The organism is Fontibacillus forbon, from assembly GCF_046559655.1.
Taxonomy (GTDB): Bacteria; Bacillota; Bacilli; order Paenibacillales; family Paenibacillaceae; genus Fontibacillus.
Window position 1 is genome coordinate 44,830 of the sequence record NZ_JBKGFV010000008.1, and the last position, 25,838, is coordinate 70,667.

At 54.4% G+C, this 25,838-nt stretch carries 18 protein-coding genes; all 18 read right to left on the minus strand.

All coding sequences use genetic code 11. The features are described 5' to 3' along the window. Window positions 1-24: 24 nt before the first annotated feature. On the minus strand, window positions 25-1,455 hold the full coding sequence (gene hydG, locus ACLB09_RS23915; RefSeq protein ID WP_410772348.1) for a [FeFe] hydrogenase H-cluster radical SAM maturase HydG: 1,431 nt from the start codon (window positions 1,453-1,455) through the stop codon (window positions 25-27). 58 nt (window positions 1,456-1,513) lie between these two features. Further along, window positions 1,514-3,247: an NADH-dependent [FeFe] hydrogenase, group A6 gene (locus ACLB09_RS23920; protein ID WP_410772349.1), complete on the minus strand. Its 1,734-nt coding sequence runs from the start codon at window positions 3,245-3,247 to the stop codon at window positions 1,514-1,516. 18 nt (window positions 3,248-3,265) lie between these two features. Further along, window positions 3,266-5,149 carry an NADH-ubiquinone oxidoreductase-F iron-sulfur binding region domain-containing protein gene (locus tag ACLB09_RS23925; RefSeq protein WP_461729003.1) on the minus strand — a complete coding sequence of 628 codons (1,884 nt, stop codon included), beginning with the start codon at window positions 5,147-5,149 and terminating at the stop codon, window positions 3,266-3,268. Between the two features lie 12 nt (window positions 5,150-5,161). Then, window positions 5,162-5,671, minus strand: coding sequence for an NADH-quinone oxidoreductase subunit NuoE (nuoE, locus tag ACLB09_RS23930; protein ID WP_410772350.1), 510 nt, complete (start codon window positions 5,669-5,671; stop codon window positions 5,162-5,164). A gap of 37 nt (window positions 5,672-5,708) precedes the next feature. Next, window positions 5,709-8,000, minus strand: a complete 2,292-nt coding sequence (locus ACLB09_RS23935) for a thiamine pyrophosphate-dependent enzyme (RefSeq protein WP_410772351.1) — start codon at window positions 7,998-8,000, stop codon at window positions 5,709-5,711. A gap of 27 nt (window positions 8,001-8,027) precedes the next feature. Beyond that, window positions 8,028-9,020: a 2-oxoacid:acceptor oxidoreductase family protein gene (locus tag ACLB09_RS23940; RefSeq protein ID WP_410772352.1), complete on the minus strand. Its 993-nt coding sequence runs from the start codon at window positions 9,018-9,020 to the stop codon at window positions 8,028-8,030. A 45-nt stretch (window positions 9,021-9,065) separates the two neighbouring features. Further along, window positions 9,066-10,142 (minus strand): [FeFe] hydrogenase H-cluster radical SAM maturase HydE, encoded by a 1,077-nt coding sequence (gene hydE / locus ACLB09_RS23945; protein ID WP_410772353.1) that lies wholly within the window; start codon window positions 10,140-10,142, stop codon window positions 9,066-9,068. Window positions 10,143-11,423: 1,281 nt separating this feature from the next. Next, entirely contained in the window at window positions 11,424-11,705 is a 282-nt protein-coding gene (locus ACLB09_RS23950; protein WP_331848917.1) for an RNA-binding S4 domain-containing protein, read from the minus strand. Beyond that, the gene (locus ACLB09_RS23955) at window positions 11,705-11,977 is read right to left on the minus strand and encodes an HU family DNA-binding protein (protein WP_044482598.1); all 273 of its coding nucleotides are present in this window, start codon (window positions 11,975-11,977) and stop codon (window positions 11,705-11,707) included. Before ACLB09_RS23955 ends, ACLB09_RS23950 begins: the two co-directional genes overlap by 1 nt. Window positions 11,978-12,157: 180 nt before the next feature. Then, a complete protein-coding gene (gene yabN, locus ACLB09_RS23960) occupies window positions 12,158-13,660 on the minus strand; it encodes a bifunctional methyltransferase/pyrophosphohydrolase YabN (RefSeq protein WP_410772354.1) in 1,503 nt (500 codons plus the stop codon). A gap of 207 nt (window positions 13,661-13,867) precedes the next feature. Further along, window positions 13,868-15,583: a putative polysaccharide biosynthesis protein gene (locus ACLB09_RS23965; RefSeq protein WP_410772355.1), complete on the minus strand. Its 1,716-nt coding sequence runs from the start codon at window positions 15,581-15,583 to the stop codon at window positions 13,868-13,870. Between the two features lie 185 nt (window positions 15,584-15,768). Beyond that, a complete protein-coding gene (gene spoVT / locus ACLB09_RS23970; protein ID WP_410772356.1) occupies window positions 15,769-16,311 on the minus strand; it encodes a stage V sporulation protein T in 543 nt (180 codons plus the stop codon). A 404-nt stretch (window positions 16,312-16,715) separates the two neighbouring features. Next, the gene (locus ACLB09_RS23975; protein ID WP_410772357.1) at window positions 16,716-17,855 is read right to left on the minus strand and encodes a peptidylprolyl isomerase; all 1,140 of its coding nucleotides are present in this window, start codon (window positions 17,853-17,855) and stop codon (window positions 16,716-16,718) included. Further along, the gene (mfd, locus tag ACLB09_RS23980) at window positions 17,842-21,366 is read right to left on the minus strand and encodes a transcription-repair coupling factor (RefSeq protein WP_410772358.1); all 3,525 of its coding nucleotides are present in this window, start codon (window positions 21,364-21,366) and stop codon (window positions 17,842-17,844) included. Before mfd ends, ACLB09_RS23975 begins: the two co-directional genes overlap by 14 nt. 301 nt (window positions 21,367-21,667) lie before the next feature. Next, a complete protein-coding gene (locus tag ACLB09_RS23985; protein WP_410772359.1) occupies window positions 21,668-21,898 on the minus strand; it encodes an anti-sigma-F factor Fin in 231 nt (76 codons plus the stop codon). Window positions 21,899-22,011: 113 nt separating this feature from the next. Continuing rightward, on the minus strand, window positions 22,012-22,572 hold the full coding sequence (gene pth, locus ACLB09_RS23990) for an aminoacyl-tRNA hydrolase (protein WP_114498810.1): 561 nt from the start codon (window positions 22,570-22,572) through the stop codon (window positions 22,012-22,014). A gap of 688 nt (window positions 22,573-23,260) precedes the next feature. Beyond that, complete coding sequence (locus ACLB09_RS23995; protein ID WP_410772360.1) at window positions 23,261-24,214, minus strand: ribose-phosphate diphosphokinase; 954 nt, start codon at window positions 24,212-24,214, stop codon at window positions 23,261-23,263. 111 nt (window positions 24,215-24,325) lie between these two features. Next, on the minus strand, window positions 24,326-25,729 hold the full coding sequence (gene glmU / locus ACLB09_RS24000) for a bifunctional UDP-N-acetylglucosamine diphosphorylase/glucosamine-1-phosphate N-acetyltransferase GlmU (protein ID WP_410772361.1): 1,404 nt from the start codon (window positions 25,727-25,729) through the stop codon (window positions 24,326-24,328). Window positions 25,730-25,838: the final 109 nt, after the last annotated feature.

Sequence of the window (25,838 nt, forward strand, 5' to 3'; positions counted from 1 at the left end):
TGTTCTTCATAGCCGGCGGATGGGTTAGAATCTTAAGTCGCGCTCCCCGGCTTCGATCCGTGCCAGCCGGTCCAGCGTAACCTTCCGCGCCGCGGCCTTCGGAATCCGATCGAGATTTTTTTCAATCACGGCCCGGCCGATATCCCTGGCCTCTTCGTCGCCATAGTCCAGCAGATATTCCTGCAAGGTCAGCAGCGAATTTGGATGGCAGACGTTGTGGATCTGGCCCGATTTGGCCAGGCGCATGAACCTGTCGCCGGTTCTGCCCTCGCGGTAACACGCCGTACAGTAGCTAGGAATATAGCCGTCCCGGCACAGCGCCTTGATCATCTCCAATGGAGAACGCTGATCCCCCACCTCGAATTGCGGAGTGTCCCCTGCCGTACCCTTCTCCTCGTACGTGTTCATATACCCGCCGACTCCGGTGCATGAGCCCGCGCTGATCTGCGAGATGCCGAGCTTAATGACTTCATCGCGGAATTCCGTATCCTCGCGGGTAGACAGAATCATCCCGGCGTAAGGGACGGAAAGGCGCAGCACGGCTACGATTTTTTTGAATTCGCCATCACTCACAAGATGGGGGAAACGTTCCAGATCGACCCCTTCCGCCGCCCTTAGGCGGGGCACAGAGACGGTATGCGGCCCGCATCCGAACGTCTCCTCCAAATGATTGGCATGAAGCAGCATGGCGATGGTTTCGTATTTATGCTCATACAAGCCGTATAGGACACCGACGCCCACATCATCGATGCCGGCCCGCATCGCCCGGTCCATCGCCGTCGTATGCCAATCGTAATCGCCCTTAGGCCCTTGAGCATGAAGCTTGCGGTAAGTGGGGCGATGATAGGTTTCCTGAAACAGGATGTACGTTCCGATTCCGACCTCGCCCAGCTTGCGGTAATTTTCCTCGGTAGTCGCGGCAATATTGACGTTGATCCGTCGGATGCTGCCATTGTCCACCTTGACCGAATAGATCGTCTCCATGCATTCGAGAATGTACTCGATCGAACAGTTGAGCGGGTCCTCTCCGGCTTCCAGAGCAAGGCGCTTGTGTCCCAGCCGCTGGAGCACTTCCACCTCCCGGATCAGCTCCTCCCGATTCAAACGCCGTCGGTGCAGCTCGCTGTTCGAGTGCTTGTATCCGCAGTACTCGCAGTTATTCACGCAATAGTTGCTGACATATAGGGGAGCGAACAGAACGATCCGGTTCCCGTAAATCCGCTCCTTCACTTCGCGGGCCGCGGTAAAGATTTCATCCAGGATTTGCTCCTCGTCCACATGGAGCAGCACGGCGGCTTCCATCGGGCTTAAACCTTTGGATGATCTCGCCTTCTCCAGAATGCACCGGACCAGATCCGGATCGCGGGCCGCCGAGTCGCCGAAAGCAAGACATGCCTCGATCTCTTCCTCCCGTATAAATTCGGCAAGTTCCTCGTGAGGTGCTGCTTTGCTCATCCCAATCCCTCCTGCTGATTAATAGAGTGAACCCGCAATTTATAGAGCGTGGCTCCCGTTAATAACGGGAGCGCACTTTGTAATGCGTATGCAGATAAGTGTGGCTCTTGGAACTGTTCGGCCGCTCCAGGAACTCCGAATAAACCCGAAGGATGTGCGGATTGCGGTGCGATTTGCGGATCGGCGACGCCTCGTCCTCGTCATAGATCGCCTTTGCCCGCTCGGCCTTTACATTGACCTTGCCCCTAAGATCGGCCTGAAGCAGTGGTTGGCCGCCGCCGCAGATACATCCGCCCGGGCAGGCCATGACCTCGATGAACTCGTAGTTCCGCTCGCCTTTGGCGATCATGTTCATGAGTTTTCTGGCGTTACCAAGGCCGTGTACGACGGCGGTGCGGACCATTTTCCCGTTAGGCAGCATAACCGCCGTTTCCTTGATCCCCTCCATGCCGCGCACGGCGGTATACTCCACGGTATCCAGCTCCTCTCCGGCAACCAGCTCAAACACCGTCCGCAAGGCGGCCTCAGCCACTCCGCCCGTTGCCCCAAAGATGACGCCGGCCCCGGACGCCTCACCAAACGGATTGTCGAAATCCTCCCCGCGCAAGCGAGCGAAGTCGATTCCCGCTTCTTTGATCATCCACGCCAGCTCCCGGGTCGTCAGGACATAGTCCACATCCTGCCGTTCCGCGTGGGACAATTCTTCACGCTGCCCTTCATATTTCTTCGCGGTACAAGGCATGATCGAAACGACCACGATCCGCTCGGGATCGATGTCCATCATCTGTGCAAAATAACTCTTGATGAGCGCCCCCTCCATCTCATGAGGGGATTTGCAGCTGGAGAGATTATCCATCATATCCGGGAAAAAATGCTCGACGAACTTCACCCAACCCGGACAACAGGAGGTCATGAGCGGCAGCCGTTCGCCGGTTTCCAACCGGTGCAGCAGCTCGCTGCCTTCCTCCATGATGGTCAGGTCGGCTCCGAAATCCGTGTCGAACACCTTGTCGAACCCGATCCGCCGGAGCGCGGCGACCATTTTGCCGGTCACCCGGGTGCCGACCGGCATGCCGAACTCTTCGCCAAGCGCGACCCGTACCGCCGGAGCGGCCTGAACCACGACGAACTTGTTAGGATCGGCGATGGCCTGCCAGACATCGTTCATATTTTCCCGCTCTTGCAGTGCACCAACCGGACAAGCCATAATGCACTGGCCGCAGTTTACGCAAACGCTTTCGCCAATCGATTTGCCCATCGCCGGGCCGATGGTCGTGTCAAAGCCGCGATTCATGAACCCGATGGCCCCGACGGACTGCAAATTGCATACCGCTACGCACCGTCCGCAAAGAATGCACTTTGATGTATCCCTCATAATGGAAGGGGAAGAAAAATCGACGTGGCTGTGCGATTTTTTCCCCGTATAACGTACGTGGCGAACGCCGACCTGCTTGGAGACATCCTGCAGCTCGCAAGTGCCGCTCCGCGAACAGGAAGGGCACTCTTGATTATGATCCGACAGGATCAGCTCCACCGTGGTCTTCCGCGCATCCCGCACCTTCTGGGTATTGGTCCGGATTTGCATGCCTTCTTCCGCCGCCAAGGTACAAGATGCAATCAGCCGGGGACCCGACTCTACCAGACATACACGGCAGCTGGACGAATGACTGACCCCCTGCATGTGGCAAAGGGTGGGAATGTACACGCCCAGCTCGCGGGCAGCCTGGAGAACCGTCGTTCCTTGGGGCACTTCCGTTTCGATATTGTCGATCCATAATTTTACGGTATCCATCTTGATCTCCTCACACCTTTAGCTTTTATAGATGGCGGCAAATTTACAGCTGTCGAAGCAAATCCCGCATTTAATGCACAGTTCCGGATCGATGAGATACGGCTCCTTGATCTTGCCCGTAATGGCGTTTACCGGACATTTGCGCGCGCATAGCCCGCAGCCTCTGCACTTCTCGGCCCGGATTACGAACGTGATCAGGGAGCGGCAAACGCCGGACGGGCATTTTTTGTCGACCACATGCGCCACATACTCATCCCGGAAATATTTGAGCGTGGACAGCACCGGATTCGGAGCGGTTTGCCCCAAACCGCAAAGGGAGGCCGCTTTGATCTGCACGGACAATTCATCCAGCACGTCAAGATCTTCCATCGTCCCTTTGCCTTCCGTAATTCGCTCCAGAATTTCGAGCAGCCGCTTGGTGCCGATCCGGCAAGGAACGCATTTGCCGCAGGACTCGTCGCGCGTAAAATCAAGATAATAGCGGGCTACGTCGACCATGCAGGTCTCCTCATCCATCACCAGCATGCCGCCCGAGCCCATCATCGAACCGAGGCTGAGCAAGGTATCATAATCGATCTTGCGATCCAGATGCTCGCTGGTAAGGCAGCCGCCGGACGGTCCTCCCGTCTGCACCGCCTTGAAGGCCTTGCCGCCGGGAATCCCGCCGCCGATCTCAAAAATCACCTCGCGCAGCGTGATCCCCATGGGCACCTCCACCAGCCCGGTGTTAACCACTTTGCCGCCAAGCGCAAACACCTTGGTCCCTTTGCTCTTGTCCGTGCCGATACCGGCATACCACGCGGACCCTTTGAGCATCACCTGCGGGATGTTGGCCAGCGTCTCCACGTTGTTAATGACCGTCGGCTTCTCCCACAGACCGCTGACCGCCGGAAACGGCGGCTTCGGATTCGGCATTCCCCGTTTGCCTTCCACCGAATTCATCAGCGCGGTTTCTTCCCCGCACACGAAAGCGCCGGCCCCGAGACGCAAGCTGACATCAAAAGAAAAGTCCGTGCCGAACAGGTTGGCTCCGAGCAAACCATACTCCCGCGCCTGCTTGATGGCGAGTTGAATCCGCCTTACCGCAATCGGATATTCGGCCCGCACATAAATGAAGCCTTGGTCCGCTCCGATCGCATAACCGGCAATCGCCATGCCCTCCAGCACCGAATGCGGGTCGCCTTCCAGAATGGAACGGTCCATAAATGCGCCGGGATCGCCTTCATCGGCGTTGCAGATTATATATTTTTGCGGATTGTTCTGTTTGCCCGCGGTTTCCCATTTTACCCCGGTCGGAAAGCCCCCGCCTCCCCGGCCCCGGAGCCCCGCCTCTTTCACCGTGCGGATGACTTCGCCCGGCTCCATCGTGGTTAACACCTTATGCAGCCCTTTGTATCCGCTCATGGCGATATACTCGTCGATCTCCTCCGGATCGATTGTTCCGCAGTTTCGGAGGGCAATCCGCATCTGCTTGCGGAAAAAATCAACCTGTTGCAGCGGCAAAATCTCCCCGTCCTCGATAGAAGCCTCATAAACCAGCCGCTCTACAATCTGCCCCTTCAATAAATGATCCTCGACGATTTCCGCTACATCCTCTACGGTGACACGGCTATAAAAGACCTCTTCCGGGTAAACGATGACCACGGGCCCCAATTCGCAAAGTCCAAAACAGCCGGTGCGCACGATGTCGATCTGATCTTCAATCCCCTGACTGGCTACTTCCTGTTGAAAAGCATCCACGATGATCATCGAATCCGATGAAACGCAGCCCGTACCGCCGCAAATCATGACGGACCGCTGAGCAACGCCGACGGTATCTTCCTCCACCTTGCCGAGCTGCCGCCTGACAAGCCGGCTTAACGCCGCAGTGCGGATGCTTTCCAGATCAACCAATGTTTTCATGTCGTTTCCTCCTTAATGCGTATGGGCGGGCGTACGCATCGATTTCAGGATCTTCGGAATTTCGTTCGGCGTTAAGCGGCCATACACTTTCTCGCCGATCGTCATGACCGGAGCGAGGCCGCAAGCCCCGAGACAGCGGGTCGCATCCAACGTGAATTTGCCGTCAGGCGTCGTGCCCTGCACCGGAATTTCAAGCTCTTGGGCCAGCCGGTCCAGAACAGCCTGCGCCCCCTTGATATAACAGGCGGTACCCATGCAAACGCGGATCACATACTCTCCTTTCGGTTCCAGCGAGAAAAAAGAGTAAAACGTCGCCACCCCGTAAATTTCCGCCATCGGCAACTCCAATTCTTCGGATACGATTTGGAGCGCTTCCTCCGGTAAATAACCGAATATATCCTGGATTTCATGCAGAACGGGAATCAGTGCCCCCTGAAGCATCCGAAACTGGGCGATGGCCTCCCGGACCTGATCCAGCCGTTCCTTGTTCACCTTTCCCTGACCGCAGCAAGTATCCTCCATGGATGAAATTCTCCCCTTTCAAAAATCCCTGATTCCCTTACAGGAGCGGGGATTCATGCTTCAGCTTGAGACGTTCCCAGCGCTTGTCGATCTCTTCCTCGAAAGCGCCCAGCAGTTCTTCATCGGCAAGCATGTGCTTCGTCTTGCCCATCATCTCCAGCCACTCCGCCACCGGGATCCGGTTGTTCTTTGCCTCCGGGTCGTACGTAATCGTGGTTACGCCATGCTCCACCTCATACAGCGGGAAGAAGCACGAGTCTACCGCCGCTTTCAGGATGGTACCGCCCAGGTGATCTTCGGAGCGCCAGTTCAGCGGACAGGTGCTCAGCACCTTGCCGTAAACCAGGCCCTCATTCTGCGCGTACCACTGCGCCTTTGCGGCCTTCATGATCAGATCCTGCGGCATGGACTCCACCGCCGTAAACACATACGGAATGTTCGTTGCCGCCATGATTTGCGGCGTATCCTTATGGTGGAACGCCTTCCCCTTCTGCTTCTTGCCTACGCCGGAGGTACTCGTCTGATGCCCGAGCGGCGTGGAATAGGACAGTTGGGAGCCGGTGTTCATATATCCCTCGTTGTCGTACTCCAAAATAATCATCCGATGGTTGCGCAGAGCCGCCCCGATGGACGGGCCCATCCCGATATCCATACCGCCGTCGCCTGTCACCATAATGAAGGTCACATCATCGGACACCTGTATTTCGCCGCGCCGTTTCCGCTCCCAAAAGGCTTCAACCATTCCCGACACCGTCGCCGCTCCGTTTTGGAACAGATTGTGTACGAAAGTTTGCTTATGAGAGGTGTACGGATAACCGGCGGTAACGACATAAGCGCAGCCGGTTTGCACGAGGGTAACGACATCCCCCTCGATCCCTTTATAGAACAGTTCCAGGGAAGAGATGGCGCTGCAGCCCGGGCAGGCGCCGTGCCCCGGAGCCAGCCGTTTCGGCTTGACCGTGAGGCTGCGCAACGGCGGCAGCTTCACCTTGAGCTTGCCCGTCGCCTCGTTCGGCGTGATCTGGATCAGACCGCTCTTATAGGCATCGCCATGGCGCGGAGTCAACACCGGCTGCAGCCGTTTGTCTTCATCCCCCGGCACCTGGCCGTAATAGTCAAAGGGCACCTCGGCATGACCTTTTTCTACGGCCTCCAAGGCCAAGCGGAAGAAAGCTTCCGCATCATCCGGATAAAAATCCTTGCCTCCCAGCCCAAACACCCGGGAGAGCACGATTGTGGAATTATCCGGGTCCAGCTTCAGCGCGGAACGCACCTCATGCGTCATATTGGCGCCCTGTCCGCCGTAAGAGTCGGCCCGCTCGCCGACAAGCAGCGCCTTGACGCCGCGCAGCGCATTCCGCAGCTCTTCAGCCGGGAACGGCCGGATAATATTCGGCCGGACAAGCCCCGCTTTAATCCCTTCCGCGCGCAGCTTGTCGACGGTATCCTTGGCCGATTCCGCCGCCGAATTCAAGAGGAACAGCGCGACTTCGGCATCGTCCATGCAGTACAGCTCCAACGTTTCATAGCTGCGTCCGGAAAATTGCTCATATTGGCTGGCAATCTGCTTATACACCCCGGCCGCCTGCTCCTGGGCAAGGTGCAGCTGGTAATGGTTATTCAGCAGATCGTCGCCGTTCATATGGGCGCCGATCGTAATGGGATTGGCCGGATCGGCCACATTATCGAATCCCGCCGGCGGCAGCTCTCCAACGAAGGCGCGAACGCTCCGGCCGTCCTGGAAATAATGGAGCTTCCGTTTTTGATGGGAGGTAAAAAAACCGTCGTAAGCGACGATGACCGGCAACCGCACATCCGCATGCTCAGACAGTTTGAGCGCGATAATGTTCATGTCATACACCGCCTGCGGCGTGCTGGCCGTCAAAATGAGCCAACCCGTGTTCAGCGCATAATACAAATCGGAGTGGTCTCCGCGGATATCCAGCGGGCCGCTGATGGCGCGCGTCACCAGGTTTAACACCATCGGGAACCGGGTGCCCGATTGTACGGGAATCTGTTCCAGCATGTACATAAATCCGTTGGCGCTCGTCGCATTGACCACCCGGGCTCCGCTGAGCGCCGCCCCGTAACAAATGCCGGCCGAGCCGTGCTCGCCGTCCGCGGCGATCAGTTGGATATCATGAAGGCCCTGCGCCTTCTTCTGATCGAGAATTTGGGCGATTTCCGTCGACGGCGTGATCGGAAAATAACCCATCACATGATAATTGATTTGCATCGCGGCCATCGCCGCGGCTTCGTTCCCCGATTCAAACGCAACTGTTTGTTCCGGCGTCGTTAATGCCGTTACTGCTTCTTCCATGATCGACATAGGAAAAGTCCTCCTTACGCTTTAGCTTTAATTAAAAACATGCGCTACACGATGGCTGTCGGCGTATCCGGCCTCTTCCCGGAGGGGAGCCAGCGACCCGGTCGGGCATACTTCCACACATTTCAGGCAGCCTTTGCAATATTGATAATCGATTCCCTGTAAAAACATCTGCATTCTCCCGCGCTTATCCTCCGCGGATTCCCATACGAAGCATAGGTCGGGGCAGGCTGCATCGCAGTTGGCACAATGAATGCAGGATTCCAGATCCAACTCGGGCACATAGCCCTGACGGGAGCCGCTTAAATCTTTAAGCAAGCTGTTTCCTTGGGTCCGGATAATTCCGCCCATCTCCTGCGTCTCGTAGCCAAGTTGCGGTTGTTGCCGTATAAAGGATAGCGCAGCCGCTTCGGCGGGAGATTCCACGGTTTCAAATTGCACCTCGTCATAGCCCCGGTCGAAGGTCCGCAGGTTGGGCTCGACGAGCTGCGGATATTTTTTTTCAAACGTACGCCGGATAACATCTCGCATGGAGTCGCGGTCCAGAAAATCGCAAATCCGGAACAAGGCTCCCAGCATCGAAGTATTCACCCTGGTACGCTCCTCCAAGGCGATGCCCAGGGCATCGACCACGGCCAGCGTTCCATGAGGATAGTTGAGATCGCTGCGGATTTCCTCAAAGCTGCGGGTCGAGTTAACCAGAACGACTCCGCCGGGCTTCAATCCGCTCAGAACCTGCACGGTCGTGTGCAGCGCTTCATGAAATACGCCGATGACATCCGGCTGTTCGATCGGACTGTGGTCGCGGATCTCCATGTCGGGACCGCAAAACCGGATAAAGCTTTTAACGGGCGATCCTTTCTTTTCCGAGCCATATGATGAAAAGCCGGCTCCATTCAGGCCAAGCCCCAGCACCCCGGATTCGGCCAGCATTTTCCCGGCCAGATTTGCGCCCAGCCCGCCGATGGATTCCAACCGGATTTCGAAAAATCCAGGCTGGTTACTTTTGGTCCATTTGCTCATTCGCCATTTCTCCTCTGTATAGGGTTTTGTGTTTAATTTCACAAACTATTGCGTTGACTGTGAAGCCGTAAGCCGCTTCACCTGGAATGATTTCAGGCTATCCCCCCTCCCCATATCCACGGAAAAGCCGGCCGCGTGAATCCGCAGCTCCAGGCAATGCCTGCAAGCCGCCGACTCGTCGCCGGTACAGATCTTGTTGTCATACAGGGCATATTTTGTGCGGACTGCAATAGGTGACAAGTTCGGCATCACGATGTTGGCTCCAGCCTTCAGAGCCTTCTCCCGCCCCTCTGAATCCAGCGAACCCAAGGCGGTCGTTGCGGGAATGAGCGCATCCGGCACCATCAAGCGCGCCAGTGCGACCATTGCCAATGTATCCTCAATCGTACCGGCCGCCGCCCCGCTTAAAGGCGTTCGGGAATGCGGAATAAACGGGCCAATACCGATCATGTCCGGGCGTAAAGCGTGCAAATACAGTAAATCATCCGCCAAATCCTCTGCGGTCTGCCCCGGCAAACCGACCATGAAACCGGCTCCCACCTGGTATCCGATTTCCTGGAGCACCTTGAGGCATCTTCGCCGATTGTCAAAAGACATCGAAGGATGGAGGGTCTGGTAGAGTTTTGGGGAAGCGGTTTCATGCCGCAATAAAAATCGGTCCGCTCCCGCATCGTACAACCTTTGGTAAGTCTGATCCTCCCGCTCGCCAATCGATAAAGTCAACGCCGTGTCGGGAAATTCGGCCTTAATCGCCCGGACAAGATTCACTAAAATCTCCTCCGTATACCAGGGGTCCTCACCGCTTTGGAGCACAAACGTCCGGTATCCCAGACCGTACCCTTCCCGGCAGCAGTCAAGAATTTCCGGGGGCATCAGCCGATATCTCTCCGCCGACCTGTTGCTGGCCCGCAGGCCGCAATAAAGACAATCCCTTCTGCAGTAGCTTGAGAATTCGATCAGACCGCGCAAAAAAACCTTGTCTCCATACTTTTCGCGCCGTTTCCGGTCGGCCAGGCCATACAGCTCTTTACGCCCCCCCGCATCCAGGTGGTCCAGCAAATAGACGATTTCGTCCCTGGACAGCCCCCCGCGGGAATAGAGCTTGTGGATTAATTGTTTCATCAGCAATCATCCTCTTGGACAAGGAATAAACTGAATGCGAAAAACTGTGAGTAGCGTGATACACGGTTCAGAAGGCACAGCCGTGAAGCACAGTTGTAAACATGGTTGTGAAAAAACGTTCTGAAAAACAGGGCTAGTAACAAAAACAAGAAATACAGCTAGAATAACTCCGTGAAGATTACAGCAGATATACAGCAGGACAATACATAGATGCGGCAAAATAGAGCAAAGAGGCAGCAAGTCAATACACAAATAGATCAATGATACAGAAAGCGCTCAAAGGCTCGGTGAACAAAGTACTCACTAATTTCGGCAACCCAGTAAACCCGGTAGCTCGGTAGACCCAGTAAACCTAGGAAACAGAGGAAACAGAGTAACTCAGTAAACTCAGTAAACTCAGCACCTCGATAATCCATAAACTCTGAAACTTGATGAACTTAATCAATACAATGGTTGTGAAAAAATTCACTAATGTGCACAAGCAAATAACATCTAGGACGGTTAGTGCGGCAAAGGGGCAACGTTAATTAAGAAGTGTGTGATACAGATGCTGATTATTGAAAAATCAGATCAGAGGTGTGTTGGTGCGACTGCGGATTGCAATCTTTAGATTGAGGTGTGTTCTAGGAGCAGTTTGTTAACTGAGAAGCTCCAGGTAGGAAGAATCTTGCTGCATGGGTGGAAGTACAGGCAGTACTTTTTAACAGCAAATGAGGTTAATTAATTAATATATTATCATCTTTCAATAATTTGGGTAGGGGTATTTTTGACTCCCCCCGTAAAAAACGGTATTCTCCGCGAGATCAGGGTAATGAATCGTCTTCTGCCTAGATCGTCGGGTTCAAAATCCCGGATATAACCAGCCCACCTTGGACCTGACCTCACCGGATGGGAGTACTGCTAACTCTAACGGACACAGGAGCCGTTAAACGGAACAATTCAGGCACTTTTGGCCGCTAACGGACACAGGGGACCTTATTCTTCGAAAATGAACCCAAATATGACGCATTAGGCCTAATTAAGGTCTCTGGTGTCCGTTAGATTTTAAAAACACCGATTTCTAAGCAAATAAGGTCCCTGGTGTCCGTTAGCAAGGTGGATTAGTTTAGGGGGCGTTGGAGCGTTGAGCATGTTGGGCGTGTTGGGACGATGGAAGATCGCGTTCAGGGGAGGGGTACGTTGTTTCCGATTCTACGTTTTTGACGATCCCCTATTTCGATAACCTATAAACAATAAAAAGCACGCCCCGTTTCAACAACGGAGCGTGCTTCGTCTCACGCCTTAGTTCCAGTCGAAGCCGGAGTCTTTGGCGATCGGTTCTTCCTTGACCAAGGTATACAGGGTGGCAGCCTCTTCCTTGCGAGTCGTCTCCGCAAGACGTTCGACGCGAACCGTCACCAGCTTTTGGCCGAATTGAACGGTAATTTCGTCGCCCACCTTAACGGTGCTGCTCGGTTTGGATTCGCGCCCGTTGATCAGAACTCTCCCTTGTTCGGAGACGTCCTTCGCCACCGTGCGCCGCTTAATCAACCGGGACACCTTTAGGAATTTATCAAGACGCATTATTTTACGGCTTCTTTAAGTTTGTTGCCCGCTTTGAAAGCTGGAACGTTGGATGCAGGAATTTCGATCGTTTTGCCGGTTTGCGGGTTGCGGCCGGTACGACCGGAACGTTTGCGGGTTTCGAACGTGCCGAAGCCGATCAATTGTACTTTGTCGCCGCCAGCAAGGGCATCGGTGATTTCGCCGAGTACGCCGTTCAATACGGTCTCAACGTCTTTTTTAGTCAAACCGCTTTTGCTGGAAATGTTGTTGATAAGATCTGTTTTGTTCATTAATAATGCCTCCCAATAATAAAAGAAATAGATGGATACTAACGGCTCCAGCCCATATGGCTGTAAGCCGCATGGATATCTTTGTATGAGTAATTCTGTCTAAAAACCCAAATTCCTGCCCGGGGACCAACTTTTTTTTGCTTTTTCGCAAAAAAAACCGTTTTTTAGTGAAAATTCGAGTTATCTGGATTCCCGTTCAAGGCTTTTGGCCTCGTCCCAGAGACCGTCCATCTCCGTGAGATCGCTGTCTCCAGGCGTTTTTCCGGCTTCGCGAAGCTTCTCTTCCACATATCCGAAGCGTCTGACAAATTTCGCGATCGTCAAGGATAACGCCTCCTCCGGATCGGCTCCGATGTAGCGGGCGGCATTCACGATCGAGAACAGCACGTCGCCCAGCTCCAGCGCCTGATCCTCCGCCGGGTGACCTGCAGTCACCGCTTCCTTGAATTCGGCCAGTTCCTCCTCGATCTTCGCCCAGACGCCGTCGATGGAATCCCAGTCAAAGCCGACCTTCGCCGCTTTCTTCTGGAGCTTATAGGCCTTCATCAGCGCCGGCAAATCCCGAGGCACCCCACTCAAAGCGGATAGTTTCTCCGGTTCGATCCCTTTACGCCGCTTCTCCTCCGCCTTCATCGCTTCCCAGTTCTGGAGCGCGGCCTCGGCATCCTCGGCGCTCAGATTGCCGAATACATGAGGATGACGGTACAGCAGCTTTTCATTAAGCTCCTGGATCACGTCGTAAGCGGTAAACATGCCGGTTTCCTCTTCCATTTGCGAATGCAGCATAATTTGCAGCAGGAGGTCACCCAGCTCTTCGCGCATGTGCTCCGGATCGTCATCGTCAATCGTCTCCAGCACCTCATAGGTTTCTTCAATGAGATTTTTGCGAATCGACTCATGAGTCTGTTCTCGGTCCCAAGGACACCCTTCCGGACTGCGGAGAATCGCCACGATCTCATGCAATCGCTCAAAACTGCGAATACGCAGGCTTTCGTCGTTGCTCGCCGGTACGTAGACAAGCGACAAGTTGCCGTAACCCTGGACGCGGTCCAGTTCATAAAGCGGAATGCGCAGCACCTGCTCCGCCCCGGATACCCCAAGGGCATGTCCGACAACGACGGGGTAATCGTCCGGGTAGGTCTCCATCAGGCTCAGCTTCACGTCCGAGGCGGTAAATTCATCGTAAACCTGGCCGATCAGCGTATGCCTCCGGGGATCCATCCGCGCCTGAGACAATTCAGACGAGTCCAGCAGTTGGAATCCCTCGATCGGATCAAAGCCAAGCCGGACAAAAGCTTCATCCAAGAAGCTCTCGCCTCCGGTGATGCGTAAGTCAATTCCCTCTTCCGGACAGCGTTCGCGCAACAGCTTTACAGTTGCCTCCGCAACCATCGGATGACCGGGTACGGCATACAGTACCGTTTTTTCTCCCGAAGACGGCTTAGCGGCGGAAATCAACCGCTCCACAATCTCTTTGTAGACCGAAGGAAAATCATCTTTGGACTCGTACACCTCATCAAACGAGGTAAAAGTCACTCCGCTTTCCTCCAGCCAGGCCACCACCGGATGGTCTTTGGTACGCACGTATCTCTCCTGCGCTTCCTGAAGCAATTTCAAGCTTCCCAGCGTCAGACGGTCGGGATCGCCCGAACCCAATCCAACAACGGTAATCACTGCTCCCATTTGAAGTCACGCTCCTGTCTCGTTACCGGCAAAATAGAACAATCCATTCCTTACTATACCACTTCACGCACTGAAGACAAAAATGTTCCCGTTTCAAGGAGACCCCTGAAACGGGATCCAGGCCGGCGGCGGCGTAAAAATTGCGTACGGCGAAAAGGTGCCGGGCGCCGGCGTTAAGCTAAGGCGCCTAGCCGTCAAGCCGGCGCGCTAGCGCAGCAGCCGCAGCTTCCGAAGCAGTCGCAGCAGCTTCGGGCCGACCCGCGGCAGGGCGCCAAGCTCCGCCGCGCTGATCAGGCGCGCCCGCACCGCGGCGGCCGCAAACACGGCTGCGCCGAGCGCTACGCCGAGCAGGCTCTCTGCCAGGGCCGCCAGTCGGCCCGGCGGCAGCACGGCGGCTGCGGCAAGGCGCAGCAGCAGCACGGCGGCCGCCATCGCCAGGGCGGCCGTTGCGGGGCGCAGCAGCGCGTCCCGCAGGCGCGGGCGCAGCCCCGCGCGCCGGAGCAGCAGCGCAAGGTTCAGCGCTGCGGCGGCGGTGTAAGCGGCGATGCCGGCGATCGCCGCGCCGGTAATGCCGAGCTGCGGCACGAGCAGCGCGTTCAGCGCCGCCTTGAGCACGGCGGCCGCCAGCAGGTGCACCGCGGGGGCGCGCACGGCGCCAAGCCCCTGCAGCAGCGCGGCGGTGATCGTTACCATCGCGCCGGGCGCGGCTGTCCAGGCTACCCAGGCGAACGTGCCGGTGCCGGTGCCGTCTTCGTACAGCATTACGTTAATCGGCCCTGCCAGCAGCGCCAACCCTGCCGACGAAGCCAGGCCGATCAACCAGAACCAACGCAATGCGATTCCGGTTTGGCGAGTAATGCCTTCCCGGTCGCCGCGCAAATTCATTTCCGCCAAGAGCGGGATGAACAGCACCGACAAAGAAGAAGCGAGCATCGTTACGAGTTGGACAAGCGGGATGCCCCGGTTATATATGCCCACTTCCGTCATAACGCGGAGTCCGTCCCGCGTCGAGGATAACAACCTCGGCAGCGTGAAAGTATCGACCAGGCTAAGCAGTGGAATAGCCAGCGAAGCCAGGCAGATAGGGATGGCATAACGCAGCATTTCCTTGAGGAGCCCTACGCCGCGGCGCGAGTTTCCTGCCAAATGCACGGCGGCGTCCATGCCAGGCTTGTACCCCTTCAGCCCAGCAGCCGATTCATCGCCAGGATGGCGGTCCGACTCTCCCTTCTCTCGATGGCCGCTTCTTCCCGCCTTCCGCAACCTCTCCTGTTTACGATGGCTTCTCCAATACAGCAGCATGACCGCCAGGCCCGCAGCCCCTCCGGTCGCCGATCCGGCGAGCGCTCCGCCCGCAATGACCGCTTCCGTCCCCCCGGTGCCCGTAAAATAAAACAGCAGAACAATCATGACCGCCACGCGGACTCCCTGCTCTGTTACCTGGGATACCGCGGTCGGTATCATATTTTGCAGTCCTTGGAAATATCCCCGCAGGGACGCGCTAAGCGGGATAAACAACAAAGCCGGGGCCGCGCTCCGCAAAGCGGGAATCAGATGGCTGTTGCCGATCCATGCCGCAAGCTGCCGAGCTCCAAAGTACATGAGGGCACACCCGATGATCCCCAGTACGGCCATGACGATCGATGCCATCTGCAGCACGGCCCGTTTACCGCGTTCCTCCCCCAAGGCCTGCTGTTCCGCCACAAATTTGGACACCACGGTCGGAAAGCCTGCCGTGGCCAGCGTGATCACTATCGTATAAAAAGGATATACGGTGTTATAAATTCCAAAAACGCCGTCTCCGCCGATGTTTTGCAGCGGAATTTTTTGCAGCGTGCCGAGCAGCTTGCTTACGATTGCAGCCAGGCTAAGAACAGCCGCACCCTTAAGCAGTCCGGACGCTGCACTTTTATTGTCTTTCATAGTTTACCTACTTTGCGGGTTCATATTGGTCCTGCATTCAGGTTCCATTATATGACGAAACCTGCGCCCCCCGCCATGCCACCGCAAAATCCGGGAAACCGGATCAAAAAAATACACTCCCTGCCCGGACGGCTCCGCCGTCCCGCTGCAGCGGGAGTGTGTTTGTTAAATCAGGTTTACTGCTACTATTGCTCCATCTGCTTGCCCAAAAATCCGGCGGCGGTTTCCGCCATTTTAGACTCGAGCTCCGACATTTTTACGGATTCATCCTTATTCAACAGAACCACAGTACCGATCGGGTCCCCACCCGAGATGATCGGAGCGATTACGAAGGAAGAGATCGTCTCGGAATGATCCTTAATAACCTCATACGTACCTGTACTCGACTCCAGTATAATTTTACGGTTGTCCATACTATTTTCCAAGAGAGCGCTGATTTGCTTGTCCAAGTATTCCTTTTTCGATGCACCCGCAATCGCAATAATCGTGTCACGGTCAGAGATCAAAGTAATATGGCCTGTGCTCTCGTAAAGCGATTCCGCATACTCTTTCGCGAAGTCACCCAACTCCCCGATCGGGGAATATTTTTTCAGAATAACCTCGCCGTCGCGATCCACAAAAATCTCAAGCGGATCCCCTTCACGGATCCGAAGTGTCCGTCGGATCTCCTTCGGAATGACCACCCGGCCCAAATCATCAATACGGCGTACAATTCCAGTAGCTTTCATATCACATGTTGCCCCGCTTTCTAAAGAAGTATTGAACTACTGTCAGTTGGATATTCATTTACCCTTCGGTATGTTAATACACCGCTACCGGTAAAAAAGTTGCGCGGCCTTCGGTTTTTCCTGACCAACCGGCGGCTTATTTTGTATACAATGGAGGGATTCGGCTCTTGTGATTCTGACCATAGTATTCATCCCTTCCCAGCAGCTTATTCATTCAATTTATCAGTTCCGCAGATCACCTTTCTCGAGATGAATGCGGACAAAATAACCCCACGGAACGTGGGGCTTCTCTTCGGTTCTTCAGACAGTTTCTGCAGGTAATCGGGAATTTTAATTTAGATCAGCAAAACAGCGCGAATCGCTCCGCGCTGCTTCTGCAAAGCCAAATGAAACGGGTTGTCCCGTTATTTGCTGTTGCTTGTACCGCTGTTGGCGCCCGAACCGTTCTCGGAGGTTCCGGCATCCGTGCCGCCCGCATCGGTTCCGCTCTTGCCTTCGTCCCCGCTTGTCCCGGAATTGGTCGAGCCGGAATTCGTCGTTCCGCCTTCCTCTTCCTTCTGCTCAACCTTAGGCAATTCGATCTTCTTGATAATTTTCTTCTCCAGATCGCCCACCATGAACTCGTCCAGCTTTTGGGAAGCGGCCGACATTTTGATCAGATCCTTCTCCTCTTGCGTCAGATCCTCGAATTTCTTCTCGGTCCGTTTTTCCACACGCATGATATGGTATCCATACGTAGTTTCCACGGGTTCGCTAATCGTATTAAGCGGCAGTGTCATCGCTTTTTCCTTAAACTCGGTTACCCAGTTGCTTACAGGAGTGTCCGCGTAGAGCCCGCCGTTGTCGATGTTGGTTTGTCCGTCGGAGGAATACTGTTTCACCAGCGCCGCAAAGTCCTCGCCTTTGTCCAATTTGGCCTTAACTTCATTGGCGAGCTTCAACGCGTCCTCTTTGCTGCGTTCTTTGCCTTCCTTGTCGGTGAACCCGATCAGGATATGGCGAACCGAAGCGGTGATGTAATCCTCTTTGGTCGCTTCAAATTCTTTCTTCACGTCATCGTCGCTGATCTTGGCTTTTTCGCTTTCCATGACGGTATAAATCCGAATCATGTAGTTTTTGAATTCCTTTTCGGAAATCTTTTGCCCATCCAGCAAACTCTTGAATGCTTCCTCGCCCATCGATTCCTTCATCGCGGCGAATTGTTCCTCGGCCTTTTTCTTGCCTTCTTCTTTCATCTTGTCGTCGGCCTTGGCTTCCAGATATTCATATGCAATCTCTTGCTTGATCAGATAATCGCGAAAATCGTCCATTTGCATGAACTGTTCAACGTTCGGCTGAAGCGCAAGCACGATCCGCTGTTCGCGGTCGAATTCGTTCTCCGTAATTTCGCCGCCTTCATAGGTTGCAATCACTTTGCTCTTGTCTTCGCCGCCTGAAGCATTCTTATCCTCTTTCTTGCCGCAACCCGCCATAACGGAAAATGCCATTACTGCAACGAGGGCAATGAGCAGCGTCTTCCAAGAACGCCCTTTACTTCGAAACATCTTGTAGTTCCCCTTTCGCTTTGAACGAGTCCTTCAGGGCTCCCAGGAACTGCTCCAATAAGCCCATCATTTCTTTATCGTCCATTCCCTTGGTTTTGATCCGGATCAGCATGACCGACCCCTGATTAAATTGTACACGTCTTCCAAACAGATTTCCAACTTCCGCAATCTTGGCCGGGAGAACATCCCGTTCCCGCCCGTCGTAAAACTTCACGGTCACTTCTTCCCCGCGCAAAGCGATGGATTCGATGCCGTATTGTCTGCCATACAGCTTCACCCTTGCAACCGATAACAGATTTTGGACGGCTTCCGGCAGTTCTCCAAACCGGTCCAGCAGCTCGTCCTCCAGTTCGGCTACATCTTCAAACGTAGCGGCGGAAGCTGTCTTTTTGTAAATCTCAATCTTCTGAATACTATCATAAATGTAATCCGACGGTAAATAGGCGTCGATGCCAAGGTCGATTGTGGTATTCCATTTCGACTCGTCCGGTACAGTCTCCCCAAGCATGGTCACCTTGCGCTTCTGAATTTCTTCGGCCAGCATCTGAGAATACAGGTCAAAGCCGACGGAAGCGATAAAGCCGTGCTGCTCCGCCCCGAGCAGATTCCCGGCTCCGCGGATGGAGAGGTCGCGCATCGCGATTTTAAAGCCCGACCCGAGCTCGGTGAACTCCTTGATCGACTGAAGGCGCTTCTCGGCTACCTCCGTAAGCGATTTATCGCGCTGATACGTAAAATAGGCGTAAGCGATCCGATTGGACCGGCCTACACGGCCGCGCAGCTGATAGAGCTGGGAAAGCCCCATTTTGTCCGCATCGTGCACGATTAAGGTATTGACGTTCGGAATATCCACGCCCGTCTCGATGATGCTGGTGCTGACGAGCACATCGTATTCCCCGTCAAGGAAATCAAGGATTGTCTTTTCCAATTCCTGCTCCGACATTTGCCCATGGCCGATGCCGACTCTGGCGTCGGGAACGAGCATCGAAATTTGCGCGGCCATCTCCTGTATCCCTTGTACGCGATTGTACAGATAGTAGATCTGCCCGCCGCGCGCCATTTCCCGTTCCACGGCTTCCCGCACCAGCGCCTGGCTATGTTCCACCACGTAGGTTTGCACCGGGAAACGGTTCTCCGGCGGCGTTTCAATGACGGACAAGTCTCTGACGCCAAGCATGGACATATGCAGGGTCCGCGGGATCGGAGTCGCCGTCAGGGTCAGCACGTCCACATTCGTTTTCAGCTTCTTCAGCTTTTCTTTATGAGTTACGCCGAACCGCTGCTCCTCGTCCACGATCAACAGTCCCAAATCTTTAAAAACGAGATCCTGCGATAGCAGGCGATGGGTACCGATCACGATATCCACCGTTCCCTGGCGTACGCCCTTGATCGTCTCATTCTGCTCCTTGCGGCTGCGAAACCGGCTCAGCGTCTGGATATTAATCGGATATCCGGCAAAGCGCTCGCGGAATGTCTCATAGTGCTGCTGAGCCAGAATCGTCGTAGGTACCAGAACGGCAACCTGCTTGCCTTCGATGGCCGACTTGAATGCGGCGCGAATCGCCACTTCGGTTTTGCCGTAGCCGACATCGCCGCAGAGCAGCCGGTCCATCGGCTGGGATTGTTCCATATCTGTTTTGATTTCTTCGATGGCGCGAAGCTGATCCCTAGTTTCTTCATAAGGGAACATCGCTTCGAATTCCTGCTGTTCCGGCGTGTCCTTCTCGAATGCATAGCCCGGTGAAGCCTGGCGGTCTGCATACAGCTTGATAAGGTCGTCCGCAATGTCCTGCACGGAAGTGCGCACTTTATTTTTGACCCGGGTCCATTCGTTGCCCCCGAGCTTGTAAATCTTCGGCTCTTTTTCTTCCGAACCGACGTACTTCTGGATCATGTCGATCTGCTCGATCGGCACGGACAATTTATCGCCGCCGGCATACAGGATGTGCATGTAATCCTTGTGTATGCCCCCGACTTCCAGCGTACCTATGCCTAAATATTTCCCGATCCCGTGATTCTGGTGAACGACATAATCGCCCACTTTCAGCTCGGTATAGCTCTTGATCCGCTCCGCATTGTCCATGCTTTTGCCGACCTTGCGCGCTTTCCGCTGTTTCTGGGAGAACATTTCTCCTTCGGTAATCACGACGAGATGGACGGAAGGGAGCTCAAAACCCGACTGCAGATTGCCCTGCAGGAGCGTCGGCTCATCGATTCCGTAATCCTGGAGCACCCTGCGCATCCGGTCCATCCGCTCTTCCGTGCTGGCCAGCATGATTACATTAGCCCCGCTCTTTTTCCACCGTTCCATTTCCGCCTTCAGCACGTTCATCTGACCGTGAAAATCCTGCATCGCCCGGCTGACGAAGTTAATGATGTTTTGCGGCTGCGTATGCGGAACCTGACGCAAAAACAGCGACAAGAACAACGTCTGGAACGGACGGTGATACAGTACGCGGTCGCCTTCCATAGCTAATGGCAGCTCCGGCAAGCTCTTGCCGTTCTGAAACAGATGCAGATTCCACTCGGACTCATCCCGCTCCAATTGACGCGACGTTTCCAAAAGGCGGGCGGGTTCGTCGAGAACAAGCAGCGTATCTTTCGGCATATAGTCGTACAACGTTTTATTTTCAGGATAGATCAGAGAAATATATTTATAGATTTCCGGAAAATAGACATGCTCCCGTAGCAGCTCAATTTCCCGGGAGACCTCTTCGCGCAGTTTGTTCTTCGCCTGACGATCGCTCATTTTTTCAAGCTGTTGTTCCAGCTTCTCCGTCGCAACCTGGGCCGCTTGCTCCAACCGGTCCCGGGTAGCGATCATCTCTTTGCACGGCGTCACTAATACCTGCTTGATCTGATCCACGGAACGCTGGTCGGCAGGGTCGAAGGTGCGGATGGAATCCACTTCATCGTCAAAAAGCTCTACACGGTATGCCAAAGCCGACGTCAGCGGATAAAAATCGATAATGCCTCCGCGGATACTCATCTCTCCCCGGGATTCCACTCGTTCCACTCTTTCATAACCGAGCTCGATCATCCGGGTCAGGAAGTTATCCAGTTGAAGCGTGCCTCCTAGTTCTATCGTCAATCCGGCACTGGACATCGCTTCAGGCGTCGGGATAAACCGGCGCACGCCCGAATAAGGCACCACCACAATTCCCCGGAATTCCTGGGAACATTGCAGAAGCACCTCAATCCGCTGGGCAAGCGTCTCGGGACTTGAGACGGCCGCTTCGGCAGCGACCAGTTCGTTTGCAGGATACAGCAGCACCTGATCCGCTGATAGCGCTTCCTGCAAATCTTCGAATATTTTTTGCGCAGAGAACATGTTATGCGTAACGACCAGTAATGGCCGCTTGGTTTCCTGATACAGCGCTGCGAGCGCCACCTGCCGGGAAGATCCCGATAAACCGGAAATCAATTGCTCCTTCATTCCGGCGCCTACCCCCGCAATCATGGAGGTGAAATCCGAATCCCGGGAGAATGCTTGTATGAGTGCTTGTAACAAGTGAGGCACCTCTCTTATTTCTTATTACGAATTTCTTGCAAATTCCTAAACCATCATATTATCAACCCGCGGGGCCGGTTCCTTCTTCGTCTCATTCGGCTTGCCGCGTTTTGCTGCCCCGGGCGGCGTTATATCGTGATGTTAACGTAAACAGCAATTTTCCTTCTCTCTGTCCGCACGCTATAAGCCTAGTATTACTGCCTGCTCCAAGCGGCGAAGGTCAACCAAAAAGGAGCCTCAGCAACCGTGCCAAGGCTCTGTATCCCGTTATCCGGTGATATCGTCGTCGTTTCCGCTGCGATCATTGCAGGGGATTCGTGAGCAGCGTCAGCTCAGGGTTATGCTCCAGAGCCTCCCTACAGTAATCGCAAGTCACTTTAACCGTAGTCTCGCCGTTCGAATCATACGCTATTATATCCCGCCGCTCCTCGGGGGTCAAGAAATGGAAACCTAGCTGGGCCTCGGACACATAAGGGTCTTCTATCCTACCAATAGGCGTGCGGCAGTGCCGGCAAACGTAATTTATTGCCATCTATATGCCTCCTGAAGATTCATTATAACCTTCAGTATGTCCAGCTTCCTCTTCTTTTAGCCCGGCAGTTTACGGCTTCCGTCGATATGGTGGATGAGCTCTTCAACGATAGGCTATCCGTTAAACTTGGCCATCGTCTGCTCAAAGGTATGATCGAGACTATACTCCAATGCGTCGCAGGCGGCCTCAATCGACTGCTGCAAAAGCGGCGCCTCCTTCTTGGCAAACCCCGAAAGCACATAATCGACAACCGCAAAACCCGGTTCAGGACGTGAAATCCCCATCCGAATCCGGTTGAACGTTTGCGTTCCCGTATGCTGGATGATCGATTTGATGCCGTTATGGCCTCCCGCACTGCCCTGATACCGCAATCGATTGCGCCCGATCTCCGTATCGAGGTCGTCATAAACGACGATCATGTCCTCCAGCGGGACTTTATAATAATCCATAAAGGCGCGTACCGCTTCGCCCGATAAATTCATAAACGTCATCGGCTTAATGAGCGCCACCTTGCCGCCCGGCAGCACGCCTTCCCCGATCAACGCCTTGCATTTGCTCTGCTTGATCGCGATGCCGTGTCTGCGCGCCAGCTCGTCCAGCGCCATGAACCCGATATTGTGCCTTGTCTTCTCATACTTGGCCCCCGGATTGCCGAGGCCTACGATCCATTTCATTTTAAATCCTCCAATAGTGTTAATAGGTGAAAAAGGGGACTGCGAGAAATTTGGGCTTCCGATCGCTGTTGCAAATTTTCTCTCCGTCCAACCTTCACCCAAAATAAAACAACTTGTCCATGGCAAAGCCCGAACACTATAGTCTTGCACCGCCCTTTGCGCATCCCGTAGGGACAGCCCGCCTCCGCACAAACCTAGCGCATCCTGAAGGGACAGCCACTTCGCACAAACCCAAGCGCATTCCGAAGGAACAGCGCCTCCTTGCACAAAGCACCTTTCCCCCACCAGAAGCTCCTCTCCCGACCCCGCAGGCGCGCCAAAGTAAAGCGTGCCCCGAAGGGGCGACAAGCGGCTCCTTCCAGCTCCGCCGCCCGGGTGCGTCCGAAAACAGCAGTGCCTCCACCAACCAGGTAGCTCAGGTCCGCCAAAAGTAAGACGTACCCGAAGGGGGAAAAGCGTGCCTCGCACCAAACCAAGCGCATCCCCGAAGGGGACAGCGGCAAAGGAGCGCCTCTCCATCTCCCACGTTCCCACAGTTTGCGGGTGATCCCCTAGGGCAGCAGGCCCTCGGGGGGCCCTCCCTTACGGTAAGGGAGGGTTTGGGAGGGTTGAGCCGCCGAGATACGAACTTAGGGGTTGCCCTCCTTTGAAGAAGGTGCAACCCCTGTTATGCAGTAGGACGAATTCTTTATTCGATCTCAAACAGCTTGCTGATCGACAGTTCTTCGTGAACACGGATAATGGCCTCGCCCATCAACGGGGCGACGGACAACACCTTCAGCTTGCTGGTCGGATTAGGATGCGTAATCGGAATAGTATCCGTGACAATAACTTCCTTCAGCGGAGAGTTTTCCAGACGTTCCATCGCCGGGCCAGACAGCACCGGGTGGGTACAGCAGGCATAGACCTCTTCGACTCCGCCCTCTTTGAGAGCATTGGCGCCAAGAACGATCGTTCCGGCCGTATCGATGATATCATCGACGAGAATCGCGGTTTTCCCTTCGATATTTCCGATGATGTTCATCACTTCACTGACGTTCGGCTCCGGACGGCGCTTGTCGATAATCGCCAGCGGCGCATTCAAGAAGTCGGCCAGCTTGCGGGCACGGACTACCCCGCCATGGTCCGGAGATACGACGACCGGATTCGGGATGTGCTTCGAACGGAAATATTGGGCAAGGATCGGTACGCCGAGCATATGGTCCACCGGAATATCGAAAAATCCTTGGATCTGCATGGCATGCAAGTCCATGGTAATGACACGGTGTGCGCCAGCCTTCTCGATCAGGTTGGCAACCAGTTTGGCTGTAATCGGATCGCGGGAGCGAGCCTTCCGGTCCTGGCGAGCATAGCCATAGTAAGGAATAACGACATTAATGCTCTTGGCCGAAGCCCGTTTCAAAGCATCCACCATCACGAGGAGTTCCATCAGATTGTCGTTAACCGGAGCACAAGTGGACTGCACGATATATACATGACAACCGCGTACGCTCTCGGACAGCTTGACTTGAATCTCGCCGTCACTGAAGCTCATGGTCTCCGAGTCTCCCATCGGAATTCCGATATAATCGGCGATTTGATGCGCCAGCTTGGGATTTGAGTTACAGGTGAATATCTTCAGTTTAGAATCACAATAAGTCATAAATTTTAATACCCTCCGTGCTGTGTAGATAGATTAACTATCTCGTCATTGAAATGGTCGCTGCATCCTGAATCCGTTAAAAGTCATTCCTACGGTGCAAAACTATCCAACTTATGATTCCTGTTCTTTTTGCTTCTTGGCCTTCGCGCGGGCGCGAAGCTTGTCTGCATATCCTGGCTTATTCTCCTGACGGGTTCGGGCGATCGCCACATCGTTGTCGGATACGGTGTGCGTAATGGTTGATCCCGCGACGACATAAGCGCCCTTGCCGATCTTCAACGGTGCAATCAAATTGACATTGCTGCCGATAAACGAGTCATCTCCGATTTCGGTAATGGACTTATTATATCCATCATAGTTGACGGTTATCGCACCGCAGCCAATATTAACGTTCTTACCCACTTTCGCGTCTCCGATATAGCTTAGGTGCGAAACTTTGGAGCCATCGTCCAGCGAAGCGTTCTTGATTTCCACAAAATCGCCCACTTTCACATGCTCACCCAGTTTCGAGCCCGGACGCAAATAGGCGAACGGTCCGACCGTCGTTTCTTTGCCGACTTCCGCCTGGCAGATCACCGACTGTTTTACCTTCGCGCCATCATAAATACGGCTATCTTCAATTTCCGCAGCTGGACCGATGACACAATCTTCCCCGATCGAAGTGTTCCCCGAAAGAATGGAACCCGGATAAATAATCGTATCCGCTCCAATCGTAACGTCCGCTCCGATATAGGTGGAGCTAGGGTCAATAATCGTAACCCCGCCCAGCATATGCTTCCGGTTGATTCGCTCGCGCATGAATCCTTCGGCTTCGGATAACGCTAACCGGTCATTTACGCCGATCGATTCCGCGTAATCTTCAGTCAAGTATCCTTCGACGATCTCGCCTTCCCGGACCAGAATACCAATGACATCGGTCAAATAGTATTCTTGCTGTGCATTGCTGTTAGTCACTTTCTCCAGCGCTGCGAATAATTTCGCATTATCAAAACAATAAGTGCCCGTATTGATCTCTTTCACGGCATCCTCTTCCGGCGAGCAGTCCTTCTGCTCGACGATCCTTACGACGGAACCGTTTTCGGTGTCCCGAATAACCCGTCCATATCCTTGAGGATGATCCATGGAAGCCGTTAATACGGTGGCTGCCGCTCCTTGCCTGTCATGAAGGTCGAGCATCGATTGCAGCGTCTCCTCAGTCACCAGAGGCGTATCCCCGCAAATAACGATCGTCGTTCCTTCTTCCTGACCCAAAAGCGGTCCGGCTTGCTTTACAGCGTGACCGGTTCCCAATTGCTGCTCTTGCAGCACATACTCGGCATTCGTTCCCAGATAAGACTTGACCGCTTCGGCACCGTGTCCTACAACCACGATACTGCGCTCACATTGGACTTTCTTAACCGTGTCCAGGACGTGCCCGACCATCGGTTTGCCGCAAACAGGATGGAGCACTTTATAGAGCTTGGACTTCATGCGCTTCCCCTGACCTGCGGCAAGAACAATCGCAAATCTTTTCAAGGCCCCGGCCTCCTTCTCTTGAACTCATTACTGAATATATCTCATTTAGGACAAAAAGAAAAGAGAGCCATGTTACATGGCTCCCTTTTCTCGAACCCCAATTGGTTGA